The sequence below is a fragment of the Komarekiella delphini-convector SJRDD-AB1 genome (assembly GCF_014831675.1).
Classification (GTDB): domain Bacteria; phylum Cyanobacteriota; class Cyanobacteriia; order Cyanobacteriales; family Nostocaceae; genus Komarekiella.
This window is the reverse complement of sequence record NZ_VJXY01000004.1, coordinates 119,266-136,654: the sequence shown is the minus strand read 5'-3', so window position 1 is coordinate 136,654 and position 17,389 is coordinate 119,266. Positions and strand designations below refer to the sequence as shown.

General features: G+C 41.7%; 22 protein-coding genes. 6 read left to right on the top strand and 16 right to left on the bottom strand.

Annotation, left to right across the window (positions count from 1 at the left end; all coding sequences use genetic code 11):
- Window positions 1-25 precede the first annotated feature (25 nt).
- The 4 genes from FNW02_RS05790 to FNW02_RS05775 all read right to left on the bottom strand — a co-directional run bounded on the left by FNW02_RS05790 (window position 26) and on the right by FNW02_RS05775 (window position 3,984).
- The gene (locus FNW02_RS05790) at window positions 26-361 is read right to left on the bottom strand and encodes a hypothetical protein (protein ID WP_191756709.1); all 336 of its coding nucleotides are present in this window, start codon (window positions 359-361) and stop codon (window positions 26-28) included.
- Between the two features lie 92 nt (window positions 362-453).
- A complete protein-coding gene (locus tag FNW02_RS05785; RefSeq protein WP_191756605.1) occupies window positions 454-1,050 on the bottom strand; it encodes a hypothetical protein in 597 nt (198 codons plus the stop codon).
- Between the two features lie 400 nt (window positions 1,051-1,450).
- Window positions 1,451-2,008 carry a DUF192 domain-containing protein gene (locus FNW02_RS05780; RefSeq protein WP_191756604.1) on the bottom strand — a complete coding sequence of 186 codons (558 nt, stop codon included), beginning with the start codon at window positions 2,006-2,008 and terminating at the stop codon, window positions 1,451-1,453.
- A gap of 341 nt (window positions 2,009-2,349) precedes the next feature.
- Entirely contained in the window at window positions 2,350-3,984 is a 1,635-nt protein-coding gene (locus FNW02_RS05775; protein ID WP_191756603.1) for an ATP-binding protein, read from the bottom strand.
- 182 nt (window positions 3,985-4,166) lie between these two features.
- Here FNW02_RS05775 and FNW02_RS05770 point away from each other — a divergent pair, with 182 nt between their 5' ends.
- Entirely contained in the window at window positions 4,167-4,754 is a 588-nt protein-coding gene (locus tag FNW02_RS05770; protein WP_191756602.1) for a hypothetical protein, read from the top strand.
- Window positions 4,755-5,108: 354 nt separating this feature from the next.
- On the opposite strand, the gene FNW02_RS05765 is transcribed toward FNW02_RS05770, so the two are convergent.
- The 11 genes from FNW02_RS05765 to FNW02_RS05715 all read right to left on the bottom strand — a co-directional run bounded on the left by FNW02_RS05765 (window position 5,109) and on the right by FNW02_RS05715 (window position 12,036).
- Window positions 5,109-6,113: an A1S_2505 family phage non-structural protein gene (locus FNW02_RS05765; protein ID WP_191756601.1), complete on the bottom strand. Its 1,005-nt coding sequence runs from the start codon at window positions 6,111-6,113 to the stop codon at window positions 5,109-5,111.
- Complete coding sequence (locus FNW02_RS39475) at window positions 6,103-6,231, bottom strand: hypothetical protein (RefSeq protein ID WP_263627718.1); 129 nt, start codon at window positions 6,229-6,231, stop codon at window positions 6,103-6,105. Before FNW02_RS39475 ends, FNW02_RS05765 begins: the two co-directional genes overlap by 11 nt.
- A gap of 141 nt (window positions 6,232-6,372) precedes the next feature.
- Window positions 6,373-6,747: a hypothetical protein gene (locus tag FNW02_RS05755; protein WP_191756599.1), complete on the bottom strand. Its 375-nt coding sequence runs from the start codon at window positions 6,745-6,747 to the stop codon at window positions 6,373-6,375.
- Window positions 6,748-7,079: 332 nt separating this feature from the next.
- Window positions 7,080-7,529 (bottom strand): hypothetical protein, encoded by a 450-nt coding sequence (locus tag FNW02_RS05750; RefSeq protein WP_191756598.1) that lies wholly within the window; start codon window positions 7,527-7,529, stop codon window positions 7,080-7,082.
- A gap of 435 nt (window positions 7,530-7,964) precedes the next feature.
- Window positions 7,965-8,567: a siphovirus Gp157 family protein gene (locus tag FNW02_RS05745; RefSeq protein ID WP_191756597.1), complete on the bottom strand. Its 603-nt coding sequence runs from the start codon at window positions 8,565-8,567 to the stop codon at window positions 7,965-7,967.
- Between the two features lie 87 nt (window positions 8,568-8,654).
- Window positions 8,655-8,822: a hypothetical protein gene (locus FNW02_RS05740; protein WP_191756596.1), complete on the bottom strand. Its 168-nt coding sequence runs from the start codon at window positions 8,820-8,822 to the stop codon at window positions 8,655-8,657.
- A 529-nt stretch (window positions 8,823-9,351) separates the two neighbouring features.
- Window positions 9,352-9,510 (bottom strand): hypothetical protein, encoded by a 159-nt coding sequence (locus tag FNW02_RS05735; RefSeq protein ID WP_191756595.1) that lies wholly within the window; start codon window positions 9,508-9,510, stop codon window positions 9,352-9,354.
- 13 nt (window positions 9,511-9,523) lie between these two features.
- Window positions 9,524-9,823, bottom strand: a complete 300-nt coding sequence (locus FNW02_RS05730; RefSeq protein ID WP_225225454.1) for a hypothetical protein — start codon at window positions 9,821-9,823, stop codon at window positions 9,524-9,526.
- A gap of 45 nt (window positions 9,824-9,868) precedes the next feature.
- Window positions 9,869-10,393 carry a GNAT family N-acetyltransferase gene (locus FNW02_RS05725; protein ID WP_191756594.1) on the bottom strand — a complete coding sequence of 175 codons (525 nt, stop codon included), beginning with the start codon at window positions 10,391-10,393 and terminating at the stop codon, window positions 9,869-9,871.
- 27 nt (window positions 10,394-10,420) lie between these two features.
- Entirely contained in the window at window positions 10,421-10,933 is a 513-nt protein-coding gene (locus FNW02_RS05720) for a hypothetical protein (RefSeq protein WP_191756593.1), read from the bottom strand.
- A gap of 176 nt (window positions 10,934-11,109) precedes the next feature.
- The gene (locus FNW02_RS05715; protein ID WP_191756592.1) at window positions 11,110-12,036 is read right to left on the bottom strand and encodes an AraC family transcriptional regulator; all 927 of its coding nucleotides are present in this window, start codon (window positions 12,034-12,036) and stop codon (window positions 11,110-11,112) included.
- A 240-nt stretch (window positions 12,037-12,276) separates the two neighbouring features.
- Here FNW02_RS05715 and FNW02_RS05710 point away from each other — a divergent pair, with 240 nt between their 5' ends.
- The 5 genes from FNW02_RS05710 to FNW02_RS05690 all read left to right on the top strand — a co-directional run bounded on the left by FNW02_RS05710 (window position 12,277) and on the right by FNW02_RS05690 (window position 16,163).
- Window positions 12,277-13,353 carry an alpha/beta hydrolase gene (locus FNW02_RS05710; RefSeq protein WP_191756591.1) on the top strand — a complete coding sequence of 359 codons (1,077 nt, stop codon included), beginning with the start codon at window positions 12,277-12,279 and terminating at the stop codon, window positions 13,351-13,353.
- A 46-nt stretch (window positions 13,354-13,399) separates the two neighbouring features.
- Window positions 13,400-13,897 (top strand): cyclophilin-like fold protein, encoded by a 498-nt coding sequence (locus FNW02_RS05705; RefSeq protein ID WP_225225453.1) that lies wholly within the window; start codon window positions 13,400-13,402, stop codon window positions 13,895-13,897.
- A gap of 19 nt (window positions 13,898-13,916) precedes the next feature.
- Window positions 13,917-14,432: a (R)-mandelonitrile lyase gene (locus FNW02_RS05700; protein ID WP_191756590.1), complete on the top strand. Its 516-nt coding sequence runs from the start codon at window positions 13,917-13,919 to the stop codon at window positions 14,430-14,432.
- Between the two features lie 45 nt (window positions 14,433-14,477).
- On the top strand, window positions 14,478-15,248 hold the full coding sequence (locus tag FNW02_RS05695) for an SDR family oxidoreductase (RefSeq protein ID WP_191756589.1): 771 nt from the start codon (window positions 14,478-14,480) through the stop codon (window positions 15,246-15,248).
- Between the two features lie 360 nt (window positions 15,249-15,608).
- Window positions 15,609-16,163, top strand: coding sequence for a hypothetical protein (locus tag FNW02_RS05690; protein WP_191756588.1), 555 nt, complete (start codon window positions 15,609-15,611; stop codon window positions 16,161-16,163).
- A gap of 85 nt (window positions 16,164-16,248) precedes the next feature.
- On the opposite strand, the gene FNW02_RS05685 is transcribed toward FNW02_RS05690, so the two are convergent.
- Window positions 16,249-17,316: a tyrosine-type recombinase/integrase gene (locus FNW02_RS05685; protein WP_191756587.1), complete on the bottom strand. Its 1,068-nt coding sequence runs from the start codon at window positions 17,314-17,316 to the stop codon at window positions 16,249-16,251.
- Window positions 17,317-17,389 lie beyond the last annotated feature (73 nt).

Sequence of the window (17,389 nt, the reverse complement as noted above, 5' to 3'; positions counted from 1 at the left end):
GGTGATATTTATTAATTGAGAAGCTTTATCTGCGTTTTTTCAGCTGGCGCTTTTTCTTGGGTTGAGGTTGTAGAGGATTAACGACAGAGACAAATGGTTTATAGCCACGGGTGATGCGGGGCGTGCCGACAAACTTACCAAAAAAGGCTTTGTTAGAACTTACTGTCCACCAAGTTGCCCATCCCCAAGCGGTTACAATTCCGGTTGCGAGCCAAGAAGCTTGCATAAAACCTTTGACTACCATGTAGGAGATGAGAGCGATCGCACTCCAGGGAACAATTTGGTCGGCGGGGAATGGCCCGAGGCGTGGTTGGTCTCCTAATACGCGGTTGACAGTACGAAATTCCCGTTCTCTGCCCATTATTACGAAAGACAAAAGTCAGTTTTTGAAATTTTGATGAGTGGCACTTGTGGAATTGTGCCACTCGTGGTGGCTTTTTTGAAGACTTGGTATCAGCCTGTTACCAGTCCTGCAAGCAAATCTCCAACTACAACTGTGAGGGCAATGATAATTGGTGTACGGGCGATTGTTTGCCAATCCTCGTCATTGCGGGCTGATTGAACGACCCGGATCAGACCAATACCGAGGTAAATTAGGAACAAACCGCGCAGTACTGCGAATACGTATTTAATGATGTCTGCGTCAACACCTGTAAAATACTCTGTGAAAAAGTCCTCTGCGTTTTGCATGAACTGGGCGTTTGCGGGTGCAGCGGCGATATCCAACATAAATACTACACCTACTAAGCAGAACAAGACGGTATAGATATTGATGCCATACTTGCGCTGCCATTTCTCGAAGTTGGAAAGTAGCAAGTTTGCTTCCTTGGGTAGTAACGCTACAATGCCAGTTCCAAAGGCCAGCGATGCCATTACCATGTGATGAATCGAGATATCTGCAATCATCAAGCCAGTACCAACTGCCATTAGTCCGGCGATGCTGGCGTTTTCTTTCCAGTTGCGACGGCGACGGGTGGGAGCGGGGTATCCGTATTCTTCGTAGGAAGGAATGCGATCGTTGCTAAAATTAGATTCGTAGTCTGTTCTCATAAAAAAAGTAGATGATTTCGGAAATTACTGGATGAAACTTTGTAGGGGTAATTACGACTGAATTACTGCTTTATTCCGTTGGCGGAGTCTGCCCCTAGTACATAGTTTGGATTGGAGTAAATCTCTGCTCCAACTTCTCGCTTGTAAACCTATTTTATGAGACTAATATCCGTAAAAGCATCTAAGAATTTTCCATTTTTAAACACTATGTTTTTCAGTAAATCATTAGTAAAAAATTAGAAAAATTGAATTGACAACTTTCAACATTTAAATCAGTGGTTTATTTCATAATGTTTGACCCCCGATATAGTCTATATCGGGGGTCAGTAATTGATATGTGAGGTAGTGTAATTACGGTGGCTTACCGTTAATTTACCCAGTGAAATAAATTGTCCGTCAACTAATTCTGCGTTTGATTTGGGTTGAAGTCGAGATGGAGCTTCTTGCCTACTTTGAGGTTGAGGGTTTTGGTACTGTTAGCAGGTAGTTCGATAACTTGGTTAACAGGATAGACTGAATCGTACTTAGGACAGGTTTTTGTTTTGCAGGGAGGAGCCGCCTCTACGATTGATTTAATAACTCCGTCTTGGAGAAATATCATATCTAGAGGAATATATGTATCCTGCATCCAAAGTTTAACTTTTTCAGGTTTGTTGAGGACAAATAGCATTCCGTGATTTTCGGGAATAGAGTCACGAAATTTGAGTCCGTGGGCATATTCTTTTCTATCGTTTGCTAGTTCGAGTTGAACTGTTTGATTATTACTGGTAAAGGTTGCACCAATAGGTAGATACTGGGGCTGGCGAGTCCAAAAGTATAGTGGTAGGGGTGAGAGGGCAGCAGTAAAACCAGCAATTGGCCCAACGATATTGAGAATTTTGAAAAATAGGCTTTTTTCTGGATTTTGTGCTTGTTTAGTTTGAATGTTGGTTTGAGCGGTTTGTCTTGTGACTTCCATAGTTTTAGATAAATAAAGTAGTAAAGTGGTTAGAAATGGCAGGCATTACGATCTGTTGAAATGTTTTGGTTACATTTGCTTTTGTCCAAACACGATGAAACTTTGAATTGATTTATGATGTTTACAAAGAAGTAGTCATAACTCAGAACTCAGGAGTCAGAATTCAGGAGAAAGCTTGCGTAAGGCTTGAGGACTTTGTACGAATGACTCTTAACTGTTGGTTTAAAGCCTCGTCAGAGTTGTTAAGCAAAACAAAAAAGTTTTTAACCACCAGCGCGAAACTCCTTCCTTTATGGCTGGAGTTCTTCTGACTCCTGAATTCTGTATTCTGGCTCCTTTCATTAGCTAAAAATCTCGATGTTACCAACAGCAAACTTGCTTTCATCGAGGGGACTACTAGGTAAAGCTTGTTGGTCAGCTTTGTTACGCATCGACTCGACTTTATCGGCTTCGCGGATGGCAAGCGGGTTAATCTGCCGGCGTTCTTCTAGCAATGCCTCGACTGTTAGTTCGAGTGCGGGAAGTTTGCTTGATGCGTAGGTATCTTCTATTACTGTTTCGCAGAATATGGTACTAGCGGCGCGTTCTACAATTGTCTGGATTTCTGCACCTACACACCGATTGGTGGCTTTAAGAATTCTGCGCCACTGTTCCTCGCTCCAGGGGTCGCCGCCATTGCGAAAACGTTCGTCAAATCGGGCAGCGTGCAGTTTGAAGATACTATATCTTTCCCCATTATTGGGCAGGTCTACCTTAAATAAATAGTCAAACCGTCCAGCACGGGTGAGTTCGGGTGGCAGCCATTCCATGCGGTTGACTGAGGCGATGACCAGTACATCTGACGTGCGCTCTTGCATCCATGTCAACAGCTGACCAGCAAGCCGTTTGGCGAGGTCATCATCCCCAGCGAAGCCTTTATCAAAGTCGTCGAAGTACAAAATTACTTGATTGAGCCTATCTGCCAGTCGCAACAAGCGTTTAAGCTTCATTTCTGCTTGGTTGCCAAAACTTCTAAAGTTGCCCCAATCGACCATGATAAGAGGAATACCCATATTCTGGGAACAGGCTTTTGCTGAGTGTGATTTTCCCGTTCCCGGTGGCCCTACAAGCATAATCCCTTTGGGTACACGCAGATTATATTGTTTGGCACGCGGGGTAAGCAATCGCTTGAACTTTTTGAATGACTGCTGCATAAGTTCTAACCCACCAAGTTGGACTTTTGGCGGAGGTAAGAATTCAATGTCATACAAGCGGTTGAGCAGTTGAATTTTTTTTGATAGCAGAAGCTTGGCTATCTCACTAGAATTTCCTAAATCATGATTTTTACTAATATCGTTTAGGCAATACATAATATCAGAAATATACAAACCAGCACTAGCGTTAGCAATTTCTAAATAGTCTTGTTCCGTATATGTGAAAGAAAAATTTTTGCTTTTAATTAAACTGTCAATAATTTCTTGTGCATCTGGTAGTTCTTGACTCCATAGGGGAATTTCTGCCGCTATTTCGCTTGCTATCTCAGCGTTGGCTCCTAGTAATATAGTAGTTTTGCCACTATCTTTGGTATGAAATTTGAGATTGATTAACGACGATTTAATCCATTCTGATATAATAAAATCGGTTTCTTTCGGTGTATTTTCTTTTATCCAAGGGAAGATATTCTCAACGATTAATACTCCAGTGCCAGAATAAACCTTCCAAAAATTGAGTACTTGAAAATAGTCTTCTTTATTTTGTTTTATGGAAGGTTTATAGTGGTCAAACTCTCGAAGAACCAGATTTTCTTCGGCGCTGACTACTAGTTCTTTAATACTGTCCTCGCTGAGATTCCAGATGTAGGCTTTTTTGCCTGCTTGCTGACAGTAAGTAGTGATCCGGGTGAGGAGGCGGTGACGTTCTTGGAGGGGAGATTCGCAGGCAATGATTGGATAGTTGTCCGCAAGAAGGTCTTCTAGATAGTCAAAGCTAGACTTCATCTTAGTTGCTTGTAGCGTACTCAGAAGTAATCTTATCCAGAAGAGATGCTGTACGAGAACTGATAATTTTCTAATTCTTGCGTCCATAAATTAGAAAAAAGTTGATTTAATTTCAGTATTTTGTTGATTGTGTAATGGCGTTGTGAATTTAGATAATTGCAGTATGAAGAGTTAGTGCAAGTATGGCAAAGACACCAGAATATCCAATTGTTGTTATCCCAGAGTTAGTTAAAGAAAAAAAACAGTTTACCCCTTTAGTTTTTCCGTCTGGACAGGGAGATGCACCAATCGGGGCAAGTGAGGGGCTGTTTGAAAATGTTCTCAAACACTATTTTGGTGAAATTGTTTCTCCCCAGCAGGTGATGCTTCCTCCAGGGCATCGACTACCATTTACGGCTGATTTTCTTATTATTGAACCAAATACTGGCTTACACATAGATTTGGAGGTTGATGAGCCAATTTCGTTTGCAACTCTTAAGCCTACCCACTGTATCGGGGAGGATGACTACAGGAACAAGTGTTTTGCCGATGCCAACTGGCTTGTCATTCGGTTTGCAGAGGAACAAGTCTCGTCTCAACCAGAACGCTGCGCTCGATTTATTGCTGGTGCGATCGCTCAACTAACGGGCAATGATACTTATCGCCAGAAGCTACTTCATGTAGAGAAGGTTACTCCTATGCGTCAGTGGTCTGCACGTCAAGCTTCCAAATTAAAGAAGAGTGATTATCGCCAAGGCTATCTTGTCCAAAGGAAGAAGATTACTGTCTAGAACCAGCTGAATGTTTTTAAAATTGCCAATTGGCAATTCAGAACCAGAGGCGATCACCTCTGGTTCAGTCGCCCAAATGCTGATAAATTCGTAAGATGGCAGTTGCCACCGTGGCAAATATTAGTTTTACCTGGTATTATGCTTGCCTCTTATTTTCTCGTCATGTCCTCACTGACAATGGCTGTCAAACTTAAAGAAATTAAAGGTAGCATTATGCTACCTTCAACAGAGTGATTTCACTCCTTGCACCACTTATTTTAGGTGTAGCCTATGTTGTAATTTATTATTTGTTATTTTTTATTAAAAATATTATTAATAAATATCAATCAACAGTCAATAAGACTGCTGATTAATTTACCAATTTCCGAACTTTTGATAAGTGCTTGTAACCCAGTTATAAATTATGACTCTACGGTTTAATTTTGTTGCATCGGCAATACAATTAGCTGTTCCCCCTGGTTGCCCATCCCAGATAGCAATCATCATATCGTGGACATTTTTTATTTGATTAATTATCCATCGGTTACGAGCATTTAAACATTTGATTCCTCCAGCTTCTTGATAAGGTAAGTTAGAGACAAATTTGATAGCGTCGCATTGGGATAACAGCCAATGATACTTCTGCTTATCGAGATTATTCCATTTGGCATCTTGGTTAGTGCAGAGTACGACAGCAGTGAGGTTTATCTCAATAGGGTACTTATCCTTTAAGCCTAAGATTATCTCTACTGCTGTGGTATCAACTCCCAATGCCATGCCTGAATAGAACTGGATGCGTTTGTAGCCCCACTCAAGGGCGCGATACTCCTGCAGAGTCGCTTCACGAACGCAAGCACGAACAATCATGCCTTCGAGTCGGCTACGCACCTGCTTCCATCTTGACTCATCAAATTTTTGATGCCTGTTTCCCATGAATGCCACTTTTAGGGTTGGTTTATCTTCTATGAGGCAATCAACAAACTCTTGGGGCAGCCAGATATTAGGAGGAAGATTGAAATTGCCAATCAGAGAAGCTATCTCTAGGTCGGTGTATCCTGCAAGGTTGCATCCAATCCTAGTTGTTAGGAATTCTAGTTCAGAATGAGTATTTGCATATTCGACTAGTTTCTCAATCTGGGATTTGATTTGGAGAAGGGGGATTGACCGGATACCTTTACTTAGGTCTTTGGTTGCGATCGCCCAGGATTGTCCTTGCCGTCCTTGCGGATTGCCGCATTCTGCATTGCAGTACTGTCGCGCAAATAAAGCACTTCCAGCACCGTGTCTTCCTTCCGTGTTACTGCCAAACACGAAAATTTGGTATGAAGCTAGTTTGGTAATTCTGTCAGGAATAATTTTGTAGGGATGATTATTTGACATTTGGTTCTTTTACCCAAAAGAAAAGATTGGGGTATCTGTGGTTAAATTTTTCTACTTCTGCTTGAGCAGCAGTTAGGTTATCCCATAATTCCATCTCTCCATAATCACCTCTGATCATTGCTTCTTGTTTAGAATTTGGATGAGTGAAAATTAAGGGTGATGCGTCCTTACTAGAATTTTTTCTTCGCCAACAAATACAGTACTTGTCCATTTTATATAAACTGATAATAGAATTAATTACTATCAGTTTATATTTTTATTATGCTGACTGTTTAATTTGGCTTAAGGCTATTAACATTTCTTCTCGGTTAAGATGTCGTTTCTTGCCTGTTTTGGTTTCTTGGATAGCGTAACTCCATTTTATTCCAACTTGTGAACATTTCTTTCTTAACTGTTCAACAGTCATCTGTTTAGTTGTAGATACTTGATATTTGTTTTTGGTAGATATCCGAATTTTGGATTTTTCAGTTAAGGTTTCGGTTTGAATTACAGTGGGTTTTATAGATGTAGTGCGGTTACAGTGTTTTTCAAAAGCGATAGATATCTCTATTAAGAACTGGAAAATAAAGAAAGTGGAAAATCCGTAAATAATCACGTAGAGAAGCCCTGTCAGCATATACTGTGCTAATTCCATTGTTGTAACTCCTGTTGATATAACTAGTAACTGGCTATTTATGAAGCGATATGCCAGCTTTCTATTTATATTAAGCGTGAGCTTGTGTGATATTAAAAATGCTTTTTTACAAAATTACTCTGTCAGATTTGATGTTATTTCAAAACCAGAGATATTGAATATTATTGAATGACGTAAAATTATTTAATTGCTGCTTATTTATCAGAAGTGTTAATAAATTTTCTATTAATTCAAGACTCAAAAATAAGTTATATTTTAATACTTACTGTCTCCAGATGTTGCTGAAATAGTGATGAAATAACTCTTGGGTTTGGTTGGATGAAAATGTTATTTTATATATATTTAACAATTGTTTTGATATTATCTACTAACTGTACTACCATACTCCAAATAGCTTTCCAGCCAAGTATTATCCCCCAAAAGCCGCTAACAAATAGACCAAATACTGACTTGAGGAAGATAACTCCCCTGTAATTTATCTCGATATTTGATTCGGCTTTGGCATAGATAAAATCGTCCCCTATTTGATTTTTCAACTTCCTCATTTTTCGTTCTTCTTCTCTATCCCTTCTTTCTTCTTGTACCTTCCAGCCCCAAGGGGCAAATCCCAAAATAATCGAAATTGCAAGATAGAATGGCCAGCTATATATGTAGCCAAGAGAAGCATAAATGGTGAAAAACGTTAGCCCCAAACCAGTGCGCCAAAATAAACACCAGAGGATAAACAAACTGTCGATAATAGCGTTACGGATAACTATACTTCGGTTTTTGTGATATGACATTTCAAGCTTGCTCCCGATAACTAATATTTAAGTTTTTATTTAGGGTGATTGCATCCCTTCAGATTAAACTTAAACTTAGCAGTAGTTTGAGTTATCATATTGATAGTTGAAAAATATAAACTACCTAATCAATCGCAATTACTTATTTAGCCACACTAAATAAGGTTAAATATATCAACCTATCGTCACGATGTTTGTATTTAGCCCGACATAGTTACTGTTACTGTCATTGATATCTATAATTTCATAGATTATATCTTCACTGAGTTTAAATTTACGCAAAGGTTTGATGATTTTTTTAAGAAGTTTAAAATTGAGCTATAGGTTTTAAAAAAAATAAAAATGATTAAGGTTTGACCCTTAACCATTTGATGATATTTTTGTAAAATGATGGGATCTACCTATGTTTGATTCACATGGTCGGGGCGTATGCCATTAGTTGTGGTTTTTCTTGTTACGAGACTTACTACCTGATTGCACCTTAAACCGCACCTGTTTCCCGATAGTTACCTCGGCAACATTGCTAATATCTTTACCAGATTTATAGGCTTCAAGAATTGCCTTGTTATTAGCTTGGTACTTAATAACTCTAAATTCATCAGGAAAATCTTCATCATCTACCTCTACTAGTAAGTTAGCGACTTTTGGTGGGTTATCCCTGATTTCAATTACCCTTTCTTTACCGATATTTTTGTCACTGATTAATCCAATCTCGTGTAGGTGGATGAGGGTGCGCTTGATTTGTTCAAGTTGAGTTTTGCGACGTGAAATTACCCGGTCGTGGAGTTCGGCTACTCGCGCTTTTCTTTCCTCCCAGGTTTCAAGGTCAAGATTTAACTGGTCAACTACCCAGGCGATCGCATCGATTTTGGTTTCGATACCATCCTGAATAGTCATAAGTTCTTGTACGAGTTGTTCTACATTACCCTGTTCGCCTAACTCGCCTGCTTCTTCTATCTGTGACCAAAGTTTAGCAGCATCTAGGCTTAATTCTTTGAGAGTGAGTTGGTTGATTTCACGTTCAATTGCTGAAGTCATAATTTACTTTTGATATAAAAAACAACTAGCAGTTAGTTGCTACTAGTTGTTGACTAAGAAGAGTTGATGCTTGAAGGGAGATTGAATTTAGTATCTGTACTGCAAGTGATAGTAGTCTGATTTTTCTTGTGCTAATTCTGCTTCGTAGTCGTAGTAATCTGCTTCGCTTATGAAGGTGCTTGTTTGTTGAATTTGCTGTGCAAATTTTACTAATTTTTGGTTAGTTTTTGGGTTAGAACTCGTAGTAGTTTTCATGTCTATACAACTTCAATTTTTCAACGAAGTTGTTGCGTCAGCAAATGTTGTGATGTTGACTTAGAAAGATAATATTTATCTTTTACCTTTATGATAACTATCTACTATTGATTTGTCTTAAACTACTAGTTTTTCTACCACAAAGATAGTTGTCCTGGTGATATGTTTCCCCGTCTGCGCGTATGGAACAGCATATGACAGCTGCTGCATAAAGCCGCGAGATTTTCTGCTCGGTTGTCCTCGGGCGTATAATTTCGGTGGTGAACCACTAACGTTTTAATGCTGCGTTCTCTACGATTTAATCCATCTCTTTTATCAGTTGGACGTAAGCATTGCATACCGCAGCGCGTGCATTTCCAGTCTGATTTTGATTTGACCTCAAGTGCGATAGTATCCCAGTTTGAAGAATAGCGACTGCGGTTTTTACCAGTCATCAATCAGTTCCTTTTGGATTACACAAAACTAATTTTGATTATCTCGGTAATATTTATCATTAATATACTTGATTTTGTTATCATACCAGATAGATTTAGTTCTCATGGATCTGGCTAAGAGTGATAGTAACCTCTGCTACCGCGTTCGCCCCAGTTATATTTAATTTTCCATATTCACGAAGTTGTCGATATTCATAAGGAAGTTTTTCTGCTTCAGCAAAGCCTAAAGCTCTTGCTTTATCTGGGATTTCCAAACTAAAGCCATATTCATCTTGTTTCTGTCGCAGAAGTTGTACCTATACCTAAATCCCATGTTTCAATTATTAGCCTGACTTCGCGGTTGAGAGATACACGCAGCGTTGATAGACGACCAAATAAAGGAAGGTTGAGCATTAAAGGTGGCAATGCATTACCCCAATCCAAACCAGCGCCAATCGTACAATTTGCTTCATCTTCGATGCAAACAGCCTCTTCGAGCCATCCTTCACCAAAAAGTAAATCTATAGCTTCTTGGGTTGTTATTGACTCGTTTGCCTCAGAATTATCCTTTTGCTGTTGATGATTCATAAAATTTTACCCGATCAGCCTTTATCTTCCTCTCAATACACCATACTAAAAATAGACTAAATTATCATATTCTTCTTCCGAACCGCAGTTCAACATATTTTGTTTTTCGTAAAATCCTTCAGACCTTGGTAAGGAATGCAACCCAATTCTACCTTCATACCCAAGCTCAACACTTCTAATTCTTGCGAAATTTAATAGTGCTTGACCAACACCTTTGAATTGAGGCGGGCGTTGAATCTCGATTCGGTTAGTGGGGGCAGTGGCAATACCATCAACATAAACTAGCCTCTTACCAACATTTAACCGGGAACCGTGCATTTGCGTTTCTATTATCATTAATCCTTGAGTTTTGTTTTCGCACTCAATTGCGTAACCTTCAAGATTTTCTTGATTGGCAATATATCTTAATTTGAATATCCAGTCCCAGTATTTATCTTCTTGACTAAATAACCTTAAGTTTTCTACCCAATAATTGACATAATCATCAACATGTCTTTGGACTAAATCTACCAAATAGGCTTCAACAGATGTATTATCAACACCTCTTTTTAACTCGATTTTTCGCTGCACCTAAAGCTCCTAATTGTCAACTGAGCATTAAAGCTTGTGACTGCTATTTGACTGGTAGATAAAAGAGTAAATGTGAATGCGTATATCAATAGCTTTATGCCAACCAGCTAGCACAGCATCATCTGAAATGTCTCCAAGAACTACCAAACCATCTTCTTTGTCCATATAGTAAGGTAAAGGTTCAGCGCTCAACCAACCATAAGCAATGGCTTCTTGGTCTCGCTCAACAATTGAAACTTCTAAACTTTGTTCGTATGTTGAATAGTAGTAAGGTAAATAGCAGGCTGGATACTCTCTTAGAAATTCACGATTAACTGTGTATGATTGCCAACGCAGTTGCTCTCCCTTGATTTCTTTTGGATTAGCTTCTAGCCAATCATAAAGCTTTTTAGCTTGCCGCAATGCGTGGTCTTTGCCTTCAAAAACGACGTTGGGAAGAAAAATATCGCCGTCAAAATGCACCGCAACTTCAAATAAATCTTCATCTTCATCTTCTGCTTCTGTTACCTCAATGATTCCAGCCTTATATAGTTCGGTCATTTGCCTACATTGCTAGCTCTACCCCTACATGGTTAAAATTTTAGCTAGTTACAGAATAATCAGAACACTCTGTTGGTTCTAGCCCACCTATGAAACTAATCAACGCAAAGGGACACTAGAATTTCAACCAAATTATGAGGTGATGTCTTAAGTTCACTTCTTAAACTGTCCAATTCTTATTGGCCTAAATTGCTACGCAGCTTGGCGATGTCACGATGCGGGGGAATACCAAATAGTTTTTTATATTCCCGGCTGAAATATGAAGGGTCTTCATAACCGACGCGGAAGCTGGCGATCGCCACGTCCATGTTTTCGCCGAGCATCAGACGGCGCGCTTCCTGAAGCCGTATTTGTTTCTGGAACTGCAAAGGACTCATCGCCGTGACGGACTTAAAATGTTGGTGAAAGCCTGACACGCTCATGCCGATCTCGCGGGCTGTATCTTCGATTTTCAGAGGCTGATCGATGTTCTCGCGGATTTGCTTGACCACCCTGGAGATGCGCTGCGCGTCGCCTTCGGTAGTGATAAGCTGACCCAGGCGTGCGCTCTGTTTTCCCTTTAAAAGCCGATAGATGATCTCGCGGATAATGAGCGGCGCGAGAAACTTCATTTCGTCCGGCGTGTCAAATAGTTTCACCAATTTGACGACCGCTTCCAGCAAATCGGCATCAACTGGGCTGACATCCATCGCCTTGACTCCAGTGCCGCTTTTTTTAGTTTCGATGCCAGATTCAATCATCACCGCAGCTACAAGCGCCGGATCGAGGTCTATGCGAAGATTCAAATAAGGTTTTTCCTCGGACGCTTCGACGACATTACTCATAATCGGCAAATCAAGCGTCGAGATTAAGTAATGACCAGAATCGTAGTGAAATAATTCATCGTTCAAAAGCACATCCTTGCTGCCCTGCGCGATGACGCAGAAGGCGGGCTTTAATACGGATATCTGGCTCTCGGTCGGTTTCGACGATTGATATATGAAAATGCCCGGAAACACTTCCAAAAGGCTGTTTTCGGGAGCGAGACGAATCATTCTTTCGATCAGCTCCTCCCGATTGATCTGCATCTTTCGCTTTTCAAATTCTGCTTCTTTTTGGTTCATAAATTTATATTAGATATTTTGTTTCTGTTCAGCACGCTGCACGGCGATTTTTTGGAGAATTGTCCGGTTTTTTTCAATGAACGTCCTAACGCTATCCGTTTTCACGCCCGCATAATTGAACTCATACAGCAAACGGTAGAAACGCTGCTGATAAAACCAGATTGATATTTGGAGAAATTTAAGATTAATAGAGCAACAATTTCAATCTGTAAATCTCACAATCAAAAGGGGAGAAATTATATGAAATATATATTAATTTTAGCGATGATAGCTCCTATGATAAGCGGGCAAGTTTACACACAAACAGAACAAAAAGGACAATCAGAAAAAACAAAAGAAATGGAAAAAATAACACCAAATGGATATACAACTTTTAAGGTAAGCGACAACGTTGCAATGTATAAGGTTACTTTTAAAAACCAATACAAAATGAATGTTGCGGGACATCTATTTATTCCCAAGAATTTAGATCGAAGTAAAAAACATTCGGCGATCGTTGTTGGGCATCCTATGGGAGCTGTAAAAGAACAAAGTGCTAACGTGTATGCTGCAAATATGGCTGAAAGAGGGTTTGTGACTTTATCTGTTGACTTGTCTTTTTGGGGAGAGAGTGAGGGCGAACCACGCAACGTTGTTGTGCCTGATATTTATTCTGAAGATTTCAGTGCAGCAGTTGACTTTCTTGGGACGCGTCCATTTGTTGACAAAAACCGAATCGGAATAATTGGAATTTGTGGTAGCGGAAGCTTTGTTATCAGTGCCGCTAAGATTGATCCGCGAATGAAAGCGATCGCAACTGTCAGTATGTACGATATGGGAGCAGCCAACCGAAATGCACTTAACCATTCGCAAACCTTAGAGCAGAGAAAGAAACTTATAGCTGAGGCTGCGGAGCAGCGTTACGCAGAGTTTACCGGCGGCGAAACCAAATATACGGGCGGGACTGTTCATAAGTTGGATGAAAACACTCATCCTATTCAGCGTGAATTTTATGAATTCTACCGCACTCCGCGAGGTGACTATACCCCAAAGGGAGGGTCGCCGGAACTGACGACGCATCCGACATTGAGCAGTAACACTAAGTTTATGAACTTTTATCCGTTCAATGACATTGAAACGATTTCCCCTCGTCCGATGCTTTTCATCACGGGTGATAAGGCTCACTCAAAAGAGTTTAGTGAGGATGCTTACAAACGCGCAGCCGAACCGAAAGAACTGGTTATTGTTCCGAATGCCGGACACGTTGATTTATACGACAAAACCGATCTGATTCCTTTTGACAAGCTGGAAGGCTTTTTCAAAACGAATCTAAAGTAATCAGGAAGCAGAAACCAAGAAGTCGTTTCACTTTGAAAAAAGACGAATGAGCAATATAAAATTCTTAATCGTAATGATGTTTTCAGCAACATTTCTTTTCGGTAGCTCCGTCGGTTGCAGTCAAGACCAATCGGCATTTGGTGGTAATACAAATATTAATAATCAAAGCAGTAATGCTGCCAACGAGACTAAAGGCAATAAGATAAAGATTAAAATCGGGTCAAAGACTTTCAATACCACACTCTTTGACAATGCGACGGCAAACGCTTTCAAAGCGATGCTGCCGTTGAAGCTGAAGATGGATGAACTGAACGGCAACGAGAAAAAATATGATTTCTCGAACAATTTGCCGACCGACTCTTCCAATCCCAAAACAATCAACAAAGGCGATCTGATGGTTTGGGGAAGCAATACCTTAGTGCTTTTCTATAAAACATTTCCGACGCAATACAGTTATACAAAACTCGGACGGATGGACGATCCTTCAGGGCTTGAAGCCGCAGTAGGATCGGGAAACGTAACGGTGACGTTTGAATTAGAGTAATCACCGGGAGAATAAAATTATGAAAAATATAACAATCGGATTGATATTATGCGTGGCACTTTTTTTAGCCGTTGGATGCAGCAATCAGCAATCGGCTAATACGGAGCAAACAAAAATAGAAAAGGCGGAAAATAAAACTGAAAACACGATTTTTCCGAAGGGCGAAAAAGCCCCGGCGGAAACTTTTACGGGAACGGTTTATGTGCAGCCACTCGCTCCAAAAACCGAAAACAATAATTTTTCAATCGCCAGTGTGACCTTCGAGCCGGGCGCACGGGCAAACTGGCACAACCATCCGGCAGGACAAACTATACTCGTGACGATGGGCAAAGGGCTTTATCAAGAAAGAGGCAAACCCATCAAAACGATTAACAAAGGCGATGTAATTCTTTGCAATCCCGACATTGAACACTGGCACGGCGCATCACCCGAATCTCCGATGACGCACGTTGTAATTACCAACTACAAAGGCGACAGTCAGGTGAATTGGCTCAAGCCTGTGACGGACGAGGAATATAAAGCTGACGCGAAATGACGGCTTTCAGAAATCTTGATTGGAATAAAAGTTAGGAGTTAAAAAATGACAACGAACGAGAATGGAAACTATATGGGAAAGGTTGCGTTTGTAACCGGAGCAGCGAACGGCATCGGTCGAGCTACGGCGCTGGCGTTTGCCCGTAAAGGCGCTCATGTGGTAGTCGCCGACGTTTCGGAACAGGGCAATCAAGAAACGGCGCGCATGATCGAACAACTCGGGGGACGAGCGATCGCCGTCAAGTGCGATGTGACGCGAAGCGAGGACGTGAAGGCGGCTCTTTCCAAGACCATCGAAACCTTCGGGCGGCTGGACTTTGCCTTTAACAACGCCGGTGTGGAGCAGAAGAATGCAGCAACAGCCCAAATCGAAGAGTCAGAGTGGGATCGGATCGTCAACATTAACCTGCGCGGCGTTTTTCTGTGCATGAAGTATGAAATTCCGCTGCTACTCAAGCAAGGGGGCGGCGCGATCGTGAACACATCATCGGGCGCTGGGGTCATAGGCATCAAGGGCGGAGCCGCATACACCGCCGCAAAACACGGCTTGATCGGACTCACCAAGTCGGCGGCTCTCGACTACGCCTCGCAGAACATCCGCATCAACGCCGTCTGTCCTGGTTATATCGACACGTCGATGATGGATCGCTTCACCGGCGGCACTCCTGAAGGACGAGAACAGGTAATCTCAGAGGAACCGATTGGAAGGATGGGACAGCCCGAAGAGATCGCCAATGCTGTGGTCTGGCTGTGTTCGGATGCGTCTTCCTTCGTTGTCGGGCACGCCTTGGTCGTTGATGGCGGTCAAACGGTGTAGTGAAATCCCAATTGGCATCACTGTGCCAAAACGGAAAAATTGTACGCGCTTGGAACTGATGCTAACCTCAACGCTATGAAAATCAGTTGTTTTGAGAAGCGATCGCTCTAGTAATAACGTAGCGTGGGCGCGATGTACAGGCAAGCGAGCGATTTATGGACGGATGCCTGGAGCGGGGTAAAGCACCTAACAGAAATTGTTGGACTTTATTATTTATTGTTGAACTTTTTTATTCCTCTACAGCAGATTGTGTCTAAATGTAACAATCTTTCAAAAAATAGACACATTTTATACTCAATAAATTATAGCTTTGCGCCAAACCTTTTACAATCAATATGTCGATATCAAAAATGATATCAAATGCCTGACCAAAAGTCCCCACCAAGCGAGATGATTCGTGTGCCCGTTCCACTAATTAAGGTGGTTCGGCGACTATCAAAACTACACAGGCAAGGGCATACAATTGCCTTGCTGCAAGCCTTAGAGGAATTACTAATAAAATTTGATATCAATAATGATATCGATGTAACGGTAGGCAGTAAATCAGTCAAACAGCTAGAGAAAAAGCTGGAGAAACTGGAATCCCATCTTGCAGATCAAGGCTCCTCGGTGGAAACAAAACTTGAAGCTATCACCAAAAAGCTGGAGCTAATCGAACGGGCGATCGCCTCTGGGAGATTGGGCAACAACAAACCGCGAAGACAAGTGCACCCGTACCAACAAACACAAGTTGAATTACAACCCAGGACAAACGAAAGTCTTGCTCCAAGACTCGGTGTTAGCCCCCAAAGCCTGATTGCTGAAAGAGAAAAACTCAGCGCCAAAGAATTTTTGAGTTGGTCACGTAACCGCGATCCAATGAGCGTGGGTTGGGAATGGAATGCTCTTGACGAACTGTATCATCCGCTCAGGTGACGCAAAGCGTTCACATTTCTGGGGTAGTGGCTCAATGGGCTACGTGGCTCGCCGCTAATTTCTAATCGGGGCATGTCTCAAAGCCTCAGCGATATCGTTTGAGGTTAAGAGAGCTAGCTTCATCTTCACCCACGTGTAGATAGTTGTCTATCGTGATTTTCCCTGACGAGTGTCCCAGCGTTTTGGTGATGATGTGAATAGGCGTGTTTTTAGCAGCATGGGTAGCGTGGCTGTGCCGTAACCAGTGTGGGGAGGGGATGCGACTTAACCCTGCTACTTCGGCAATGGATTTGATGATGCGGCGGATGTGGCGATCGCAAATGGGTTCACCCGTTTTTTGGCTTGTGAAAAGCGGCTCGGTTTTGTTGGGAGCATGTTGTCGATTAGCCAAAAGGTATTGGTAAAGTTCTATCGGTATGGGAACATCGCGCTCCTTGTCTCCTTTGCCTACCACTTTGATGTAAGGTAGCCCAGACTGATTTGAATGCATGGTAGCCCAGGTTAAACCACTCTCACCTACCCGAATAGCACCGTAGTAAAAAAGCTCCAGAATTAGTTGGTTGCGTTGCGCTTGTATCTTTTTGTGAGGAGTGGGGGCTTGTTCTACAACTTGTGCAGCTGCATCGAATAGGATTTCAATCTCAGTCTCAGTCAGGGTGCGCTCCTTAATCTTTTTGCGTTCCGGAGGTACTTTCAACAACATTGCAGGATTGGCCCGCAAGTAGCCTACATCGCAAGCGTAGCGCAGAAAGCTTTTAAGTGAAGCAAGGCGGCGGCGGACGGAAGCACGAGCAATTTCCCCTGTTTTCTCTTTTTTAAGTAGGTGGGCTTTGTAATTGTCCACATCTTCTTTAGTGATGGTGTGCAGGTTTAAATTATCTAAGTCTGGATAGTCAATGCCCAGTCGCCACTGAACAAAGTGCATCACGTCATTTCGGTATGCCCGTACAGTTTGCTCTGACTCCCTACTGGTGAGCCAACTAGAAAACAGTTCGCTGGTAGTTTCCGCCCCAGTGATTTTGGGTGTGCCAGTTGCCTGTACCACCGCTTCGACTGTTGCTTTGATCACCGCTAGTTGTTCCGGTGATAACTGAGCGATCGCCACCCCTAATTCTTCTGTATCTACACCTGCGTCTGTACGTGATAACGTCATCACACAGCCTCAAAATAATACGCGGGATAAAGCGGGTTTATCCGCCCGAAAAAAATGTCCGATAACGTTTGTT